The following is a 16,761-nucleotide window of genomic DNA, read 5'->3' as shown; positions in this document are numbered from 1 at the left end:
AGGCCGTTTAGCTAAATCACGCAGCCGTGATGGCCGTAGAGAAATAGGACGCAGTTGAAATGAACGTATTGATTATTGGCTCCGGTGGCCGTGAGCATGCTCTGGCTTGGAAGGCGGCCCAGTCTGCCAATGTTGAAACCGTTTATGTCGCACCAGGCAACGCCGGCACTGCGCTGGACCAGGGCATAGAAAATGTCGAGATAGGCGTAGGTGATTTCGAAGCACTGGCAAACTTTGCCGAGAGCAACGATATCGCGCTGACCATCGTCGGCCCCGAAGCGCCATTGGTTGACGGTGTGGTGGATTTCTTCGCCAAACGCGGCCTGCCATGCTTTGGCCCCAGTCAGGGCGCTGCACAACTGGAAGGCTCCAAAGCCTTTACCAAGGACTTCCTTGCCCGACACAACATCCCCACTGCGGCCTATGGCAACTTCACCGAACTCGAGCCAGCGCTTGCCTACCTTCGCGAGCAAGGCGCACCGATTGTCGTAAAGGCCGACGGCCTGGCGGCGGGCAAAGGCGTTATTGTTGCAGAGACACTGGAACACGCTGAAGAGGCCGTGCGCGACATGCTGTCCGGCAACGCATTCGGCGACGCTGGCTGCCGCGTAGTGATTGAAGAATTCTTAGTCGGCGAAGAGGCCAGCTTCATCGTGATGGTCGACGGTGAAGACGTTTTGCCGATGGCAACAAGCCAGGATCACAAACGTGTTGGCGATGGCGACACCGGCCCTAACACCGGTGGCATGGGCGCTTACTCACCCGCGCCAGTGGTAACGCCAGAGGTTCATCAGCGCATTATGGAACAGGTTATTATGCCAACCGTTCGCGGCATGGCAGAAGAAGGCAACCGCTACACGGGCTTTCTGTATGCCGGTTTGATGATCAGCCCCGAGGGTGAACCAAAAGTTATTGAATACAACTGCCGGTTTGGCGACCCAGAAACACAACCCATCATGCTGCGCTTGCAGTCTGACCTTGTCGCCCTGTGTCAGGCGGCGCTCGGTGGCACGCTGGCCAATGCTGAGGCGCAATGGGACCCACGCCCTGCTGTCGGTGTTGTACTCGCCGCCGGCGGCTACCCCGGCAGCTACAACAAGGGCGATGAAATTACCGGCATCCCCACAGAAACCGGCAGCACCAAGGTCTTCCACGCCGGCACGCAATTAGACGGCGACAAGCTGACAACCAACGGCGGGCGAGTACTGTGCGCTACCGCCATGGGCAATAGCGTTAGCGAAGCCCAGGCACTGGCCTACGACGTCGCCAAACAGATCGACTGGCAAGGTGTATTCTTCCGCAGTGACATCGCCTATCGCGCCATCGCTCGGGAATAGCGGTCAGTTGATTATGTGCAGGATGCCCATCGCGATACGCCTTGATTTGAGGCTGCTGCTCAGCAGCCTGCTACTGTTTCTTGCCACAAGCCACATTGGCCACGCCGCCGTCATCCTGGATCCGGCCGTGGCGCGGGTCGACATCAGTCAATCCGGCGAAATATACGAGGATCGCAGCGGTCAGTTGTCCATCGACGACCTGCTTCAGCCGACCTTTCAGCGCAGCTTTCGGCCACTTGAAAATGGCGATTTAATGCTCGATGGCAGCACCCAAACCTACTGGCTGCTGTTTCGCTTTCGCAACACCCACAACGAAACCCTGCGCCGCATACTGGAATTGCGCCCGGCGCATTTGGGCGAGGTAACCGTCTACGCCCATCGCAGCGGCACGCCCGCCGAAGAGCGGGCCACGGTTTTCCCTCCGCAAGATATGCTGCGACCCCAGCGAATCTACCGCTTAAACCTGCCCGCCGGCAGCGCTACCAATATTTATGTGCGCATCGACAAGCACGCCGATATCCGAGTGTCTGCCAAACTCTTTAGCGATATCGCGTTTATTTCAGAAAGCAGCCAACGCGATATTGGGAATTTCTTTCTGCTTGGCGTGCTCAGCACCGTCAGCATCTACTGCCTGGTTGCCTTCCTGGTATACAGGGAACCGCTATTTGCCAATTTGTGCATATTTGGCGTCTTGGTGATGGGCTCGCAGCTAATGGCCTGGGGCTACCTTGGCCAACCCCGCGGTATGCTGCCCCCCTGGGACAGCCCAATTATGTTCATTTCAGCGATCGGCATCTTGCTGACCGAAGTGATCTTTGCGCTAGGCTTCCCCGTGTACCCCAAGCAGCGTCCAGGCCATTGGCCAAACATCTTGCGCGGAATCCTTTTCCTGCTCGTCGCAGCGCTGCCCTTCAGCATTATCACCGACGCCCACTACAGCGGCATTCTGTTGAGCATTTTGGTGCCACTCACCGCCGCGTCGACGCTGTTTGCGGGCTTGAATGGCTACTTTATCAGCTACAGCCAGCTCCTGTTGTTTTACCTGCTAGGTAAAAGTCTCACCCTGGTCATTTATCTGTTGGCCCACCTCAGCTACTTGCTTGGCGTTCTCGATATCTACGACATGAATGCCCTGCTCTCGCTGGCCGCTGTGATCGTTGCTCTCGCTCACGCCATACTGCTCATTACCCGCACCCGTAAGCGCTGGCGCATGCAGCACAAGGATGCTCAGCGCATCGCCGTGGTCGATGAGGTAAACCGTGCAAAAAATGAAGTGCTGGCGCGCATCACGCACGATATCCGCACCCCCATCAGCGCAATGCTGGGCGTGACAGAACTGCTTCAAGAGACCCAACTGACCGCCAGCCAGGAAGATTATTTGCGCAGCCTGCAACGCTCCAGCCATGAGTTACTGCAGCTGCTCGAAGAAGCGGGGCAAGCCGCACGATTTAGCGACAGCGATATCGACCTCAACAGCCAACTCATCGCACTACCTGAATTGGTCAGCGACGCCCTGTCCAGTTTCCGAAACATGGCTGCAGAACGCGACCTGGAGTTGATCAGCGACTTATCAAACACCCTGCCAATGCAGCTGCTTGGGGACCTGTCGCGGCTGCGCCAATTGCTTATTCACAGCCTGAACAGCGCCTTCGAACACGCCGAAGGCAGCTTTATCCTGTTAAAAATTGGCCCGGCCTCCCCTCGCCCCGGCCACCTTCAGGTGGAAGTCTCCCACCGTGGCAGCAATTTCACTGGCGATGAGCGGCAGGCGCTTCAGCGCCCCAAGGTTGATAAAAAAGACAGCGCAATGAGCACGCGATTTGCCATTATCGCTCGTCTCGTCAGCCTCATGGGCGGGCAAATTAGCTTGCGTAGCAGTGCCAGTCGCGACGTACACACCCTGTGTATGACACTGCAACTGGGAGTGATCAGCAATAAGCTGCCAAGCCCCGAAGCAACCGACCTGCTGAACAATAAACGCCTTCTGGTGGTGGACAGCAACCGCACCTTTTGCGAGGTGGTCAATAAACAATGCTCGCCTTGGGGGGTGGGTGTCTTCTCCGCCACCAATGAGCAGGCTGCGCTGGCCATCATGCGCAACCAACGCCTGATCAATGCCCCCGTCGATTTTGTATTGATCGACCACCGACAAAGCGATAACGGCCTGCTGCTGGCACGCCGGGTAAAAGAAGAATTCGCCAACGCCGACCATCAACCCAGCGTGCTACTGCTTGCCCATGCGAATATTTCGTATAGCAGAGAAGAGCTGCAAGCGGCAGGGGTGCAGCGGGTACTGAGTAAACCGCTGGGCAATATTGCCCTGCGCAGCGCACTACTGGGCGAATCGCGTGTTGCCGAGCGCGGTCACGACATAGATCAATACAGCAGCGACGCCTTGAATTATCATTCTCTGCGCTGTCTGATCGCCGAGGACAACCCCAGTAACGCGCTGGTGCTGTCGCGCATGCTCAAAAGCCTGGGAATCACTGTTCAACATGCGGAAAACGGCCAGCAAGCCCTGAACTTTTTTATTCGCGACCACTACGACTTAGTTATACTCGATGTGGAAATGCCGGTGATGGACGGCATTGAAGCGGCGCGCCAAATTCGGCAATTTGAACAGGAAGAGGAGCGCGAGCGCACACCGATTTTCGGGCTGACGGCAAACGCTCTGGACGAGCAGCGCGACAGCTACCTCAACGCCGGCATGGACCTTCACTTGGTGAAACCGATCCGCCTGTGGGAGCTGGCCGAGTCGATACAGCGCTGGACGGGCTACCAGCATCAGAAAGACTGAGTTTGCCGTACAATAAGGCGAGATTGGAGGATATGATGACCAGAAGCTTTTCCGCCTTGGACCGACTACTGATTGGCGCAGACCGCAGCCTGAAAACCCTAGTTCGCGGCAGTGCCACACCGCAACGCGAAAACCCCGCCAGCGGCCGCCGCGACAGCCAGCATCAGGACGCTCGTCACACAGCGGGCCTTATGCGCATCAACCACACTGGCGAAGTATGTGCCCAAGCTTTGTACCAAGGGCAGGCGCTGACAGCCAAGCGCCCCGATATTAAACAAGCCATGAGCCACGCCGCCGACGAAGAAATTGATCACCTAGCGTGGTGTGAGCAACGCCTGAAGGAGCTAGGTAGTCACACCAGCCTGCTCAACCCCCTGTTCTATGCCGGCTCCTTTGCTATCGGCGCGACAGCGGGAGCGATTAGCGACAAAATCAGCCTAGGGTTTGTTGCCGCCACCGAGGACCAGGTATGTGAGCACTTGCGCAGCCACTTGGACTCCCTGCCCAACGACGACGAAAAATCGCGAGCCATTTTGGAACAAATGCTGGAAGACGAAGCGGCTCACGCCACCGCAGCGATAGAAGCCGGCGGTAGCGTTTTTCCAAAACCGGTTAAGAAGGCCATGACCCTTCTCTCAAAAGTCATGACCCGAACGACCTACTACGTGTAAAGGCGCGCCAGCCAGCGACGCTATACAGCGCTGGCGATAGGTGGGTGGTGAATGATCTGTACAAGATTGCCATCGGGATCGAGGCAATAGAAGCTGCGCGCACCATCTCGATGGGTTCTCGGTGCGGCTTTAATGCTAACCCCATTCGCAACGAGGAACTCGTGCCAGGCATCGACATCGTCAGCTTCCCGAACGATAAAACCCAAGTGGTCTAAGCGCTGACCTGCAACCGGTCGCTCAGCACCGTGATAACGGTGAATGGCCAGGTTATCGCTACCCGAGCAAAGGTAGTAATTATCCTCGTCGGGCTGCCACTCGACCGCCATACCCAGCAGGTCGGTATAAAACTGTACGGTCTCCTCCAGCTTTTCTACAAATAACGCCAAGTGGCGCATGCCCGCATGGGGATTGGGGCGCTGCATATATCCTACTCCGCTTCAATAATCTCGTGACTATGCTCGATCACCACGCCGGCTTTTTCCATCATAATGGACGCCGAACAGTATTTTTCAGCCGACAGCTCAACCGCGCGCTTCACGTGACTCTCCTTCAAGGCAGAGCCGGTAACGACAAAGTGAAGGCGTATTTTTTCAAAAACGGCGGGCACCGCATCCACACGTTCGGCCACCAGCTCGCACCGGCAATCTTTCACTTGCTGGCGCGACTTCTTCAGCATACTCATCACATCGAATGAGGCGCAACCACCCATACCCAGCAGCAACATTTCCATAGGCCGAACGCCCATATTACGGCCGCCGTGGTCTTCTGGACCATCCATAACCACACTGTGGCCGCTTCCGGATTCACCCAAAAACATTGCACCGTCAACCCACTTTACCGTTGCTTTCATCATTACCCCGATAGAATTTGTCAATCCGCTAAGCTTATCACAGCACCTGCATCCAGGCTCGCCATTGCCGGCAAAGCGCGGCATACTAATACACGCGAATGAAACAGCGCTTTGCCCATAACCAAACTAAAAAAGAGAGTGGCCCGTGTTCCAGGCACCGAAACCCGACATACCAAATCTCGACGACTTTCTCGCGCACTGCCATCGGCGCCGACACCCTAGCAAGAGCACGCTGATCTACGCTGGAGACGACAGCGACGCGCTCTATTATATTATCGACGGCTCGGTGACAGTAATTATCGAAGACGACGACGGCCGTGAAATGATTGTCGCCTATTTAAACAAGGGCGACTTCTTTGGTGAAATGGGCGTGTTCGACGAAGACATCCCGCCTACTCGTAGCGCCTGGGTAAAAAGCCGAACCGACTGTGAGATTGCCGAGATTAGCTACAGCAAGTTTCGCGAACTCCAGGATCAATACCCGGACATCCTGCTAGCCCTCGGCAAGCAAATGGCAAAACGTTTACGTCTCACTACTCGCAAAGTTGGCGATCTGGCCTTTTTGGATGTTACTGGCCGCGTCGCGCGAACGCTCCTCGACCTGTGCAAACAGCCAGATGCCATGACTCACCCGGATGGTATGCAGATCAAAATTACCCGTCAGGAAATTGGCAGGATTGTTGGCTGCTCCCGTGAGATGGTTGGTCGCGTACTCAAAACGCTGGAAGAACAGGGGCTGGTCCACGTAAAAGGCAAAACGATGGTGGTGTACGGCACCCGCTAAGCAGCGGCTGCCGATACCCCGACCCGTAGTCCCCTATTTAGCAAACAGTTCTGCTAATTTTTCCCCGGGCTCTGCCGCGCGCATAAAGGCCTCGCCAACGAGAAAGGCATCGACGTTGTGCTGGCGCATTGCCGCAACATCGTCAGCGCTGTGAATACCGCTCTCGGTAACCACAATGCGGTTCTCGTCAATTTGTGCCAGCAGCGAGAAAGTATTGTCCAGGCTGGTCTCAAAATTGTGCAGGTTGCGGTTATTGATGCCGACCAGGCGGTTACCGAGCGGCAAAATACGCTGAAGTTCCTCAGCGTTATGCACCTCGATCAACACATCCATTCCCAACTCGTGGGCCAGGGCATTGAGCTGCGCAAGCTGCGCATCGTCCAATGCGGCTGCTATTAGCAAGATACAATCAGCTTCAATCGCCCGCGCTTCGTATACCTGATAAGGGTCGACAATAAAATCCTTGCGGATCACCGGCAGCGAGCAAGCCTCACGCGCCTGCTGTAAATATGCCTCGCTACCTTGAAAAAAATCGGCATCGGTCAGCACCGACAAACAGGCAGCGCCGCCCTGTTCATAGCTTCGGGCAATTTCCGCCGGATGGAAGTCTTCGCGGATCACGCCTTTGGAGGGCGACGCTTTTTTGATCTCTGCGATAACCGCTGACTGACCCGCCGCTAACTTCGCCTCCATGGCGGCAACAAAACCTCGTGGCTGCGATGCGCTGGCTATCTCCGCTTGCAGCTGGTTGATAGGGCGCCGCGCACTGCGCTCGGCCACTTCTTCAAATTTTCGATCAATGATACGGTTCAAAACCGTTGGTGTTGTCATTGCGTCATACCCTGTGTGAAGGCCGCTAACTCTTGCATTTTTTCCAGCGCTCGACCGCCGTGAATCACATCTTCAGCGAGGGCCACCCCCGCCTTCAAATCGCCGGTAACACCGGCGACATACAGCGCCGCCCCCGCATTTAGCGCGATCATATCCGCGGCTTTCTCTGCAGCGGCAGTATCCCGCTTGCCAAGCGCATTGCGGATCAATGCCAACGACGCTTCACTGTCGTCCACATCGAGACCAATCAAGCTCTGGCTGGCAATACCCACATCTTCCGGCTGTAGACGGTATTCGAGAATCTCACCGTTTTTCAGCTCCGCCACCTGCGTTGACGTTGCCAAACTGATCTCATCCAGGCCGTCGCCTGAGTGCACCACCATTACGTGCTCAGCACCCAAGCGCCCCATCACCTCGGCTAGAGGGCGGCACAAGTCGGCGCTAAACACACCCAGCAACAAGCGCTTAACTCCTGCCGGGTTGGTCAGTGGGCCAAGAATATTAAAAATCGTGCGCTGGGCCAGTTCCTTGCGCGGGCCAATGGCGTGTCGCATCGCGCTGTGATGGTTTACGGCAAACATAAAGCCGACCCCCACTTCGCGTATGCAGCGCGCGACCTGTTCGGGTGTCAGGTCAAGCACGATACCCGCTTTCTCCAGCAGGTCGGCACTGCCACTGTTTGACGACACAGAGCGGTTACCGTGCTTAGCCACATGCGCCCCGGCAGCAGCCACCACAAAACTACTGGCAGACGACACGTTGAACAAGTTGGCACCGTCACCGCCGGTGCCAACAATATCGACTGCGTGCTCCACTCCCTCGATATCGACTGGCGTCGCCAGCTCTCGCATCACGCGTGCAGCACCTTCTATTTCGTCGAGGCTTTCGCTTTTCATCCGCAAGCCCATCAGGAAGGCGCCAATCTGCGCATCGCTGCACTGCCCGGTCATCACTGCGCGCATCACATCAGCCATCTCATCCGTGGTCAGATCAAGCTGTTTAACCACTCTCGCCAGTGCCGCCTTAATGTCCATTTTTTCACTCATGCCTTGCGCTCCAAAAAATTGTTCAAAAGTTCACGCCCCTGTGCGCTCAGGATGGCCTCCGGGTGAAACTGTACCCCTTCTACATCCATACTGCGGTGCCGCAAACCCATAATTTCGTCGACATTCCCCAGTCCGTCCTCGGTCCACGCGGTCATCTCCAGACAAGTCGGCAAGCTGTGCTTTTCGACCACCAGAGAATGATATCGCGTAGCAACTAACGGCATATTCAGGTCTGAGAAAACCCCTTCACTGCGGTGGTAAACCGCAGAGGTTTTGCCGTGCATGACTTGTCGCGCACGCACCACCCTGGCACCAAATACCTGGGCGATACTCTGGTGCCCAAGGCAGACGCCCAACACCGGGCACTTCCCTGAAAAATGTTGGATCGCCGCCATCGAAATGCCCGCCTCATTCGGCGTACACGGCCCGGGAGAAATCACCAGATGACTCGGCGACATTTCTGCCAGGCGCTCAATGCTCAACTCATCATTGCGATACACTGCCACCTCAGCCCCCAACTCGCTGAGATATTGCACCAAGTTGTAGGTGAAGGAATCGTAGTTGTCGATCATTAACACCACAACAGCAGCGCACCTCAAACAGTTCGTGATTGGCTGTAGGCAGGGCCTACTGAGCAGGGCATTGTACGCAAGGCCGCTACCTAAAACACCTAGACCGAATGCTTTGACCCAACAGCATTTTGTGATAGTGTACTAGTACATGAATACGACGCGCAAGACACAAGATGACCGTCATCGGCAGGAACTGCTGGAACACCTCTTTGCCGCAACATCCGAAAGTGAGTTAGATCAGCGCTTAAACGATCTGCTCACACCGTCGGAGTTCAGCGAGGTAAGCAAGCGGCTACAAATTTTCAAGCTGCTCGATGCCGGAATACCTCAGCGCCAAATCGCCGAGCAACTGGGTGTTGGCATTGCCACCGTCACCCGTGGCTCACGCGCCCGCAAACAACACTCCCGAGGCTAAGCACCGACGTCCTATGAGCCAACTACCCCCTCGACTGCGCCTGCCCCGCAAGCCGCATTACATTACCATCAGCGCTGACTGCGATTTTTTTAAACTGTTTAAGAAAATCGAGAAGCGCTACGACAACTGCTTCTATCTGGAGTCGCTCGGCGAGGACAGCCATATGGCCCGCCACTCCATTATCGGTTTCGACCCCGAGCAGCTGCTCTACGCCAATGGCAACACGCTCACTATTGAGGAGCGCGACGGCAGCAAAGCCGACTACCCCAGCGACAACCCCTACTCCCTGCTCCGGGAAATCGTCCCGCAGGACATTATTTCGCGGAAATACGCCGGCGGCCTCACCGGCTATCTCGGCTACGACGCGATGAACTATTTTGAGCCCAGCCTCAGCATCCAGAGTAGCGAGCTGTTTGATGCCTTTCGATTTGGGCTCTTTAAAGACGGCTTGATCCTCGACAAGATGACCGGGGAACTCATTTATTTTTACTACCACGACAGCCGCCTGGATGATGTTGAAGCCCTGCTCGCCGAAGACGATGTCGTAAACGGCCCCTTGAAAATAGTCTCCTGTGGCGAAACCATGAGCCGCGACGATCACCGCGCCGCGGTCATGAAGGTGAAGCAGGACATTATCGACGGCAAGATTTTTCAGACGGAGGTGGGTTTCAAAAAGCGCTTTCGCCTCGAAGGCGACACCATCAATATCTACGAGGAAATGCGTGAGATTAACCCCTCGCCGCAGATGTACTACGTAAAATTCGGCGAGCAAAAACTGATCGGTGCCAGTCCCGAGTTGTTGTTTAGATTGCGCCAGGGCGAGATGGAAACCTTCCCGCTGGCGGGCACCACCCGGCGCGGCGCCGACCCACAAGAGGATACCGCACTGGCCCGTGCACTGCTCAACGACCCCAAAGAAATCGCCGAGCACAATATGATTGTCGACCTGCATCGCAATGATATTGGTCGTGTGGCCCAGTTTGGCACGGTGAAGGTGCGCAGTCTGATGGACATTAAGCGCTTCAGCCACGTGCAGCATATTTCGAGCGAAATTGTCGGCATTATCGCCGAGGGCGAAGACATGTTCTCGGCCCTGCCCAGCAACTTCCCGGCGGGAACGCTAACCGGCGCCCCCAAAATCGAGGCTATGCGGATCATCAACGAACTGGAAGGCGACGGACGCGGTCCCTATGGCGGCGCTGTTGGGCACTTTTCATTCAATGGTGACTGCACCTTTGCCATCCCCATCCGAACGGTATTCGCCAATGGCGAAGAAGCTTATGTGCAAACCTGCGGCGGCAATGTGTACGACTCCAACCCCGACGATGAATACGAGGAAATTCGGCGCAAGTTTGCCGGCACCAAAAAGGTCCTGGATAAGTTTATGGTCGATGACTGCAAAGGAGGCGAATCGTGAAAGTCCTCATCATTGATAACTACGATTCCTTCACCTACAACCTCTACCAATATATTGGCGAGATATTGAGCAGCGAAAAAAGTCGCGGGCAGCTCGTCGACTTTAGTATTGTCGTTAAACGCAACGACGAATTAAGTTTGGACGAGATCCGCCAGCTCGATGCCGACCGCATTATCGTTTCACCCGGCCCGGGCTCGCCGGATGACGAACACTACTTTGGCGTGTGCTCACAGGTGATCGCCGAGCTCGGCAAGCACACCCCCCTACTTGGCGTCTGCTTGGGCATGCAGGGCATCGTCCACGTATTCGGCGGCAAGGTGGTCAAAGCGCCACTGCCCATGCATGGCAAAATCAGCCCGATTACCCACAATGACCAAGGCATGTTTGCCAATGTCCCGGACCAACTGGAAGTCATGCGCTACCATTCGCTGATCGCCGAGGCAGAGTCTCTGCCCGATTGCCTGCAAGTCACTGCGCTAGTCGGCGACATCCCGCCCAATGCCTTTAGCGACCCCAGCCAGGTTCGGCGCGGCGGTGAGTTCGAAATTATGGGGGTTCAGCACCGCGAACACCCTATCCATGGCATCCAGTTTCACCCCGAGTCCTTTGCGACCGAGGGCGGCAAAGAGCTGATTCGTAATTTTCTGTTTGGCGACCACTAGTCCAAGCGAGCACGGCGGCTGCGGGCTAGTATTGGCCCTTCAGCCGCCCCTTCAATAGCCCCACCCTGTCACGCCTTCTGCAAAGTACCTACGCCGTTATCTGCGACACAAACGCGCCCTCCGTGTCATTAAACTGCCACAGTTTTGCTCTACCTTTCGCGGCCTAGTGAATCTTTGCCTAAGGCCTGCTGCCCCCAGGCAGACGCGCCAGTGAGAGGAGTAGACAGGTGACACAGCCACCCCTTATCAAGAACCGCCGCGACGTGCTGCGCGCAATGTTTCTCGGCGCCGCTGCCGTTGGCCTCGCCGCGTGCGGGGGAGGCTCGAGTCGCGGCACAAGCAACACCACGCCAGATAACGGCGACACGCCCCAGCCACCACACCCCCCCGCTTCCCCGGCAACCGAGCTGCCGCTGTCACCGGGCCCGCTAGCCAATATCGGCGACTTATTCACCTCTGACGTTGACGACATATTGATTCCCGAAGGCTTCTCCATACGCCGCGTGGCCCGCGCCGGCTTCTCGCCATCACTCAACTTCACGCTCTGGCACAGCAACCCCGATGGCGGGGCGGTATTCCAAAGCGACGACGGCGGCTGGGTTTACGTATCCAACAGTGAGTCCACGCCCGGCGGGGTGGGCGCTCTGCGCTTTGATGCCAACGGCAGCATTACCGACAACTACCGTATTCTCAAAGATACCCGCAACAACTGCGCAGGCGGCGCCACGCCCTGGCAAACCTGGCTGTCCTGCGAGGAAGTCCGGGATGGCCTGGTGTACGAATGCGACCCCTTTGGCGATGCAGACAGCGCCGTGGCCCGGCCAGCGCTGGGGATTTTCAACCATGAGGCAGTGGCCGTAGACCTGCCCACTCGCACCGTGTATCTCACCGAGGATGCCGGCGATGGTCGGCTCTATTGCTACACCGCCTTAGGGGATGCCCCATCGATAAATGGGCGGCAGGGGCTCAACCTGAATAACGGCCTGCTCGAAGTGCTGGAAATCGAGGGCTTCGAAAATGGCGGTTATCAGGACGCACTCAGCGATGCACGACAGCTACACAAAGTGAAATGGGTGGAAGTCCAATCTCCCGAACGCCCCCAGGCTGACGTTCGCGCCGATATTGCATCAACCGGCGCCGGTGCACCGGGAACCGTCTTCAAAGGCGGAGAGGGAATATGGATACAAAGCTTTACCGACGGTCGCACCGTTGCAGGCAGTAGCCACCCTTTGCGGGCTGTGGTGTTCTTTGCCTGTAAAGGCGACAACCGGGTATATGCCTTGGATATCGACAACGATCTTATCGAAGTGGTGTTCGACAACGAACAGCTCACCGCCGTTGACGAAACCCCCTATGACGATGTCGACAACCTGGTTGTCAGCCCCGCCGGCGACGTTATCGTCGCCGAAGATGGCGATGCGATGCGCTTGATGGTAATGGTCCCCAATGCCAATGCGAAGATTTTGCTGCAAGTCCCCGGCGGTAAAAGCGAACTCACTGGCCCGGCATTTACCGCCGACGGCAGCCGGCTGTACTTCAGCTCTCAACGCGGCCCGGTAAATTTCGGCATACCGTGGTTTGGCACAACCTACGAGCTGACCATTCCGGAAAACTTCCGCTAGAGCCAAGCCCAAGTGGGCGTGTAAACTGGTGGCTTTGAGCACGCTATGCACGCCCTCTACTCCATTGGCTACGCAACAAAACCGCTAGAGGAATTTTTGCGCCAACTGCAGCAACACCGCATTGATGCCATTGCCGATGTTCGCTCTGTTCCCTACAGCCGCGCCTTCCATGACTACCACCGCGAACCACTGGCAAAGCGTTTGCGAGAGGCAGGCATTGCCTATGTCTATTTGGGCGAGGAGCTGGGGCCGCGCTCAAAAGACCCCGCGCACTACAACGAGCACGGTCAGGTGCAATTCAGCCGCCTGCAAACAGCGGCGCTTTTCCAGCGCGGTATCGAACGAGTATTTAACGGCCTGAACAAGCCTTTGCGGATTGCACTGATGTGTGCAGAAAAAGACCCGGCAAGCTGCCATCGCAGCCTGTTAATTGGCCACCACCTTCTCCATCAGCACACTGTGGACACCCTGCACCTTAGCCACGACGGCGAACTGGAGAGCGAGGATGAGTTGGAAAACAGGCTAATTGAGCTCAACGGCATTCAGGCTGATATGCTCACCCCAGCGTGTGAATGCCGATCATTGGCGTGGCAGGCTCAGTGCCGGCGCTACGCCTATATCAAGCCGCAAAATTAACGCAGCGACCCAAAATCATCCACCAACAGATCGGCTCCAGCCTCGGCAATCGGGGCGCCGTGGTTATAGCCGTAGCTAACACAGGCAGCGGGCATGCCAGCGGCGTGGGCAGCGTCTATATCGTTAGAGGAATCGCCCACCATTACGGTATTGCCAGCAGCTACGCCCAACCGCTCACAGGCGTGCAGCAAAGGCGCGGGGGCGGGCTTTCGCTCGGCAAGTGTATCGCCCCCCACCACCACCGGCAGTAACGACTGCAGACCAAATTCCGCAAGAATTGGGTGCGTAAAACGCTCGGGCTTATTCGTGACGCACGCCAGTTTGATACCGGCTTGCTGCCAGTATTCCAGCGCCGCTATCACGCCCGGAAACAGCTGACTGCGGGAGCTGCTGTCCTCGGCGTAGGCCAGATAAAATGCATCTAACAAAACACCGTGCGGCACTGGCGGCCCCGAGCGCTGGGATGTACCCTCCGCCCAATCGAGCGCGCGCTCGACCAGTTTGGCAGCGCCGTTGCCCACCCATGTTCGTACCCGCTCTTCCCCTGCGCCGGGATAGCCACAGTGAATCAAGGCGGCATCCATTGCCGCAGCGAGATCGGGCACCGAGTCCACCAAGGTGCCATCGAGGTCGAATAAAATAGCCTTCAGCGGCGCCTCGCCGAGCAACTGCTGAAGCTTCATACGCCGGCCAGCTCGCTGCGCATATTGTCGATCACTGCGGTGTAGTCGTCTGCATTAAAGATCGCCGAGCCCGCAACGAATGTATCGGCACCTGCGGCAGCAATCTCGGCAATATTCTTAGCGGAAATTCCACCGTCTACCTCAAGGCGAATGTCGCGACCACTGGCGTCGATTAGCGCCCGCACTTCGCGAACTTTATCCAGGGTAGAGGGAATAAATTTCTGCCCACCGAACCCTGGGTTCACCGACATCAGCAACACCATGTCGAGCTTGTCCATCACGTATTTCAATACCTCTGGGCCTACCGCCGGGTTCAACACCAAGCCGGCTTTACAGCCCGCATCGCGAATCATTTGCAGCGACCGGTCAACGTGGGTGGAGGCATCCGGATGGAAGGTGATAATACTGGCGCCCGCCTCGGCAAAATCACCGATCAAGCGATCCACTGGAGACACCATCAGGTGCACATCAATCGGCGCCTTAATACCGTGATTGCGCAGGGCTTTGCAGACCATCGGGCCGATAGTCAGATTGGGGACGTAGTGGTTATCCATGACATCGAAATGCACGACGTCTGCGCCAGCCTCGAGTACCGTGTCGACCTCTTCGCCCAGGCGGGCAAAATCAGCAGAGAGAATTGAAGGAGCTATCCAGTAATCGGCCATAAAAATTCCATTAGCTTTAGGGAAATATCGTGTCCTAGTTTACGCAGAGCGCAGGTAGGCATCCAGTTCAGCGAGCCGTTGCGGCGTTCCAATATCCCACCAGCGCCCGCTGTGCAGCCTACCTCGCAGGCTGCCCTGTGACATAAGATTTTGCATAATCGGCTTTAGCGGCCGTCGACCCGCCGCGAGCCCGGCAAAACACGCAGGCTGCCAGACACTGATTCCCGCAAAGGTATAGCGCGGCGAGCCCGATTCACTCAGTTTGCCATCGGCACTCAGGGAAAAGTCGCCGTCGGGATGATGGGGCGGATTCTCGACCATTAGCAGCTCCGCACTCTGTGGCCGGCATGACAAAAAATCCCCAAAGTCGACATCACAGAACACGTCACCATTGATCAGCAAGAAAGGCTCCGAGCCCAACAGCGGTAAAGCGTTAATGATACCCCCGGCGGTCTCCAGCGGCTCACTTTCCACTGAGTGGCTGATCTGCAAACCGTAGCGCTCGCCGCGCCCGAGGTAGTCGCATAGTTGTTCAGACAGCCAGGCACTATTCACCACAACATCGGCAAAGCCGGCGGCGGCCAGTTTCTCTAAGTGATAGTCGATCAGCGGTTTGTCGGCGGCGGTCAGCAAGGGCTTGGGGCAGTGGTCCGTCAACGGCCGCATTCGCTCCCCCAGCCCCGCGGCCAGGATCATTGCCTTCACAAGATAACCTCGCGGAACCACGACTGCTGGCGCGCCAGCGGCAACAGGGTGTCGCTAAACCACGTGACAAATTCGCGGCAGTCCTCGTATTGCTCCGCCACGCTAAGGGTATAAGCCATCACCAGGGGAAGGTCATCCAGGTACGCCGACTTGCCGTCCCGTAATTTGAGGCGAGCAAAGATGCCCAACACCTTGATGTGGCGTTGCAAGCCCATCCAGTCGGCGTCCCACAAAAAGGCGTCTTCGTCAGGCACCGCGATCCCCGCCGCCACCAATTGTTGGCGGTACGCCAGCAACCAGGTTTTTACAGAAGCCGGCGGCCAGTGCACGTAGCAGTCGCGCAGCAAGGACATGACGTCATAGGTGAGTGGACCGCGCACCGCATCTTGAAAATCAATCAGCCCTAACTCGCCATCGTTCAACAGCATAATATTGCGGCTGTGAAAGTCGCGATGGACAAAGCCCTGCGGCTGCGCCTCGGCGCGCGCGGCAAGGCGATCAAACAAACGCGCCAGCATCTGCCATTCGGCATCGCTCAGTGAGTGGCCCAGCAATTGCTCGACAAACCAGTGGGGAAACAGTGCCATCTCTTCCAGAAGGCGCGCGCGATCGTAGTCCGGCAGATCGCCGTCGGCCAGTGGCATCGACTGCATATTTAGCAGGCAGGTAAAGGCCTCGCGATAGTAGCGATCGGCAGCATCTATGGAGTCCAGGCACGGCAACAATAGCTGGTCGCCAAAGTCTTCCTGCAAGAGAAAACCGCGCTCCAAATCCCAGCCCAGCATTCCAGGAACCCGCAAGTTGGCGGCCATCATACGCTGCTGAACCGCGATAAATGCCGGATTGTCTTCTTTCTCTGGCGGCGCGTGCACGGCAATAAAATGCATGTCGCCAGGCAAGCTCAGGCGGTAGTAACAGCGGAAGCTCGCATCCCCCGACACCACCGACAGCGTCGCGGGCTCTTCAGGGGGTAGGCCTAGCTGCTGCAGGCTCCAACGTTTCAGCTCGTCAGCTATCTGTGTCTTATCTGCTGTCATCAAGGGCGAGAATTTTCGTCAATATCGCTGT

18 protein-coding genes are annotated in these 16,761 nt (G+C 56.9%); 9 read left to right on the top strand and 9 right to left on the bottom strand.

The features are described 5' to 3' along the window. Positions 1 to 59: 59 nt before the first annotated feature. From purD to coq7, 3 genes are read left to right on the top strand one after another with little or no spacing between them, the layout of a single operon-like run. A complete protein-coding gene (gene purD, locus H573_RS0110730) occupies positions 60 to 1,337 on the top strand; it encodes a phosphoribosylamine--glycine ligase (protein WP_027874276.1) in 1,278 nt (425 codons plus the stop codon). After that, positions 1,303 to 4,134, top strand: a complete 2,832-nt coding sequence (locus tag H573_RS0110725; protein ID WP_154653874.1) for a hybrid sensor histidine kinase/response regulator — start codon at positions 1,303 to 1,305, stop codon at positions 4,132 to 4,134. Before purD ends, H573_RS0110725 begins: the two co-directional genes overlap by 35 nt. Before the next feature lie 35 nt (positions 4,135 to 4,169). Continuing rightward, positions 4,170 to 4,805 (top strand): 2-polyprenyl-3-methyl-6-methoxy-1,4-benzoquinone monooxygenase, encoded by a 636-nt coding sequence (coq7, locus tag H573_RS0110720; protein ID WP_234701864.1) that lies wholly within the window; start codon positions 4,170 to 4,172, stop codon positions 4,803 to 4,805. 20 nt (positions 4,806 to 4,825) lie between these two features. Here coq7 and H573_RS0110715 read toward each other — a convergent pair whose 3' ends face one another. Together H573_RS0110715 and H573_RS0110710 are read right to left on the bottom strand one after the other, a co-directional pair. Next, on the bottom strand, positions 4,826 to 5,227 hold the full coding sequence (locus H573_RS0110715; protein WP_027874273.1) for a VOC family protein: 402 nt from the start codon (positions 5,225 to 5,227) through the stop codon (positions 4,826 to 4,828). A gap of 5 nt (positions 5,228 to 5,232) precedes the next feature. Then, complete coding sequence (locus H573_RS0110710; protein WP_027874272.1) at positions 5,233 to 5,655, bottom strand: OsmC family protein; 423 nt, start codon at positions 5,653 to 5,655, stop codon at positions 5,233 to 5,235. Between the two features lie 145 nt (positions 5,656 to 5,800). Here H573_RS0110710 and crp point away from each other — a divergent pair, with 145 nt between their 5' ends. Then, positions 5,801 to 6,439: a cAMP-activated global transcriptional regulator CRP gene (gene crp, locus H573_RS0110705; protein WP_027874271.1), complete on the top strand. Its 639-nt coding sequence runs from the start codon at positions 5,801 to 5,803 to the stop codon at positions 6,437 to 6,439. A gap of 33 nt (positions 6,440 to 6,472) precedes the next feature. On the opposite strand, the gene trpC is transcribed toward crp, so the two are convergent. From trpC to H573_RS0110690, 3 genes are read right to left on the bottom strand one after another with little or no spacing between them, the layout of a single operon-like run. Then, the gene (gene trpC, locus H573_RS0110700; protein ID WP_027874270.1) at positions 6,473 to 7,270 is read right to left on the bottom strand and encodes an indole-3-glycerol phosphate synthase TrpC; all 798 of its coding nucleotides are present in this window, start codon (positions 7,268 to 7,270) and stop codon (positions 6,473 to 6,475) included. Continuing rightward, entirely contained in the window at positions 7,267 to 8,304 is a 1,038-nt protein-coding gene (trpD, locus tag H573_RS0110695) for an anthranilate phosphoribosyltransferase (protein WP_027874269.1), read from the bottom strand. The genes trpC and trpD overlap by 4 nt, the downstream gene beginning before the upstream one ends. 8 nt (positions 8,305 to 8,312) lie before the next feature. Beyond that, complete coding sequence (locus H573_RS0110690) at positions 8,313 to 8,897, bottom strand: anthranilate synthase component II (RefSeq protein ID WP_027874268.1); 585 nt, start codon at positions 8,895 to 8,897, stop codon at positions 8,313 to 8,315. Between the two features lie 139 nt (positions 8,898 to 9,036). Between H573_RS0110690 and H573_RS0110685 the strand changes: the two genes are divergently transcribed. The 5 genes from H573_RS0110685 (at position 9,037) to H573_RS0110665 (ending at position 13,640) form a co-directional block, all read left to right on the top strand. Further along, on the top strand, positions 9,037 to 9,303 hold the full coding sequence (locus H573_RS0110685; protein ID WP_027874267.1) for a Trp family transcriptional regulator: 267 nt from the start codon (positions 9,037 to 9,039) through the stop codon (positions 9,301 to 9,303). 13 nt (positions 9,304 to 9,316) lie between these two features. Then, positions 9,317 to 10,720, top strand: coding sequence for an anthranilate synthase component I family protein (locus H573_RS0110680; protein ID WP_027874266.1), 1,404 nt, complete (start codon positions 9,317 to 9,319; stop codon positions 10,718 to 10,720). After that, positions 10,717 to 11,382 carry an anthranilate synthase component II gene (locus H573_RS0110675; protein WP_027874265.1) on the top strand — a complete coding sequence of 222 codons (666 nt, stop codon included), beginning with the start codon at positions 10,717 to 10,719 and terminating at the stop codon, positions 11,380 to 11,382. Before H573_RS0110680 ends, H573_RS0110675 begins: the two co-directional genes overlap by 4 nt. Before the next feature lie 227 nt (positions 11,383 to 11,609). Next, on the top strand, positions 11,610 to 13,004 hold the full coding sequence (locus H573_RS0110670) for an alkaline phosphatase PhoX (RefSeq protein ID WP_027874264.1): 1,395 nt from the start codon (positions 11,610 to 11,612) through the stop codon (positions 13,002 to 13,004). A 45-nt stretch (positions 13,005 to 13,049) separates the two neighbouring features. Further along, the gene (locus H573_RS0110665) at positions 13,050 to 13,640 is read left to right on the top strand and encodes a DUF488 domain-containing protein (protein WP_027874263.1); all 591 of its coding nucleotides are present in this window, start codon (positions 13,050 to 13,052) and stop codon (positions 13,638 to 13,640) included. Here H573_RS0110665 and H573_RS0110660 read toward each other — a convergent pair. The 4 genes from H573_RS0110660 to H573_RS17850 are packed head-to-tail and all read right to left on the bottom strand — an operon-like array spanning position 13,637 to position 16,730. Beyond that, positions 13,637 to 14,323 carry a phosphoglycolate phosphatase gene (locus tag H573_RS0110660; RefSeq protein WP_051171208.1) on the bottom strand — a complete coding sequence of 229 codons (687 nt, stop codon included), beginning with the start codon at positions 14,321 to 14,323 and terminating at the stop codon, positions 13,637 to 13,639. The two genes, H573_RS0110665 and H573_RS0110660, sit on opposite strands and share 4 nt — an antisense overlap. Beyond that, positions 14,320 to 14,988, bottom strand: a complete 669-nt coding sequence (rpe, locus tag H573_RS0110655) for a ribulose-phosphate 3-epimerase (protein ID WP_027874261.1) — start codon at positions 14,986 to 14,988, stop codon at positions 14,320 to 14,322. The genes H573_RS0110660 and rpe overlap by 4 nt, the downstream gene beginning before the upstream one ends. A 39-nt stretch (positions 14,989 to 15,027) precedes the next feature. Beyond that, the gene (murU, locus tag H573_RS0110650) at positions 15,028 to 15,684 is read right to left on the bottom strand and encodes an N-acetylmuramate alpha-1-phosphate uridylyltransferase MurU (protein ID WP_307682347.1); all 657 of its coding nucleotides are present in this window, start codon (positions 15,682 to 15,684) and stop codon (positions 15,028 to 15,030) included. A 5-nt stretch (positions 15,685 to 15,689) separates the two neighbouring features. Then, positions 15,690 to 16,730 carry an aminoglycoside phosphotransferase family protein gene (locus tag H573_RS17850; protein ID WP_036256520.1) on the bottom strand — a complete coding sequence of 347 codons (1,041 nt, stop codon included), beginning with the start codon at positions 16,728 to 16,730 and terminating at the stop codon, positions 15,690 to 15,692. Between the last annotated feature and the right edge of the window lie 31 nt (positions 16,731 to 16,761).

This window comes from Neomelitea salexigens DSM 19753, assembly GCF_000422345.1.
Classification (GTDB): domain Bacteria; phylum Pseudomonadota; class Gammaproteobacteria; order Pseudomonadales; family Spongiibacteraceae; genus Spongiibacter; species Spongiibacter marinus_A.
The sequence above is the reverse complement of the archived record's forward strand: the minus strand, read 5'-3'. Positions and strand labels throughout refer to the sequence as shown.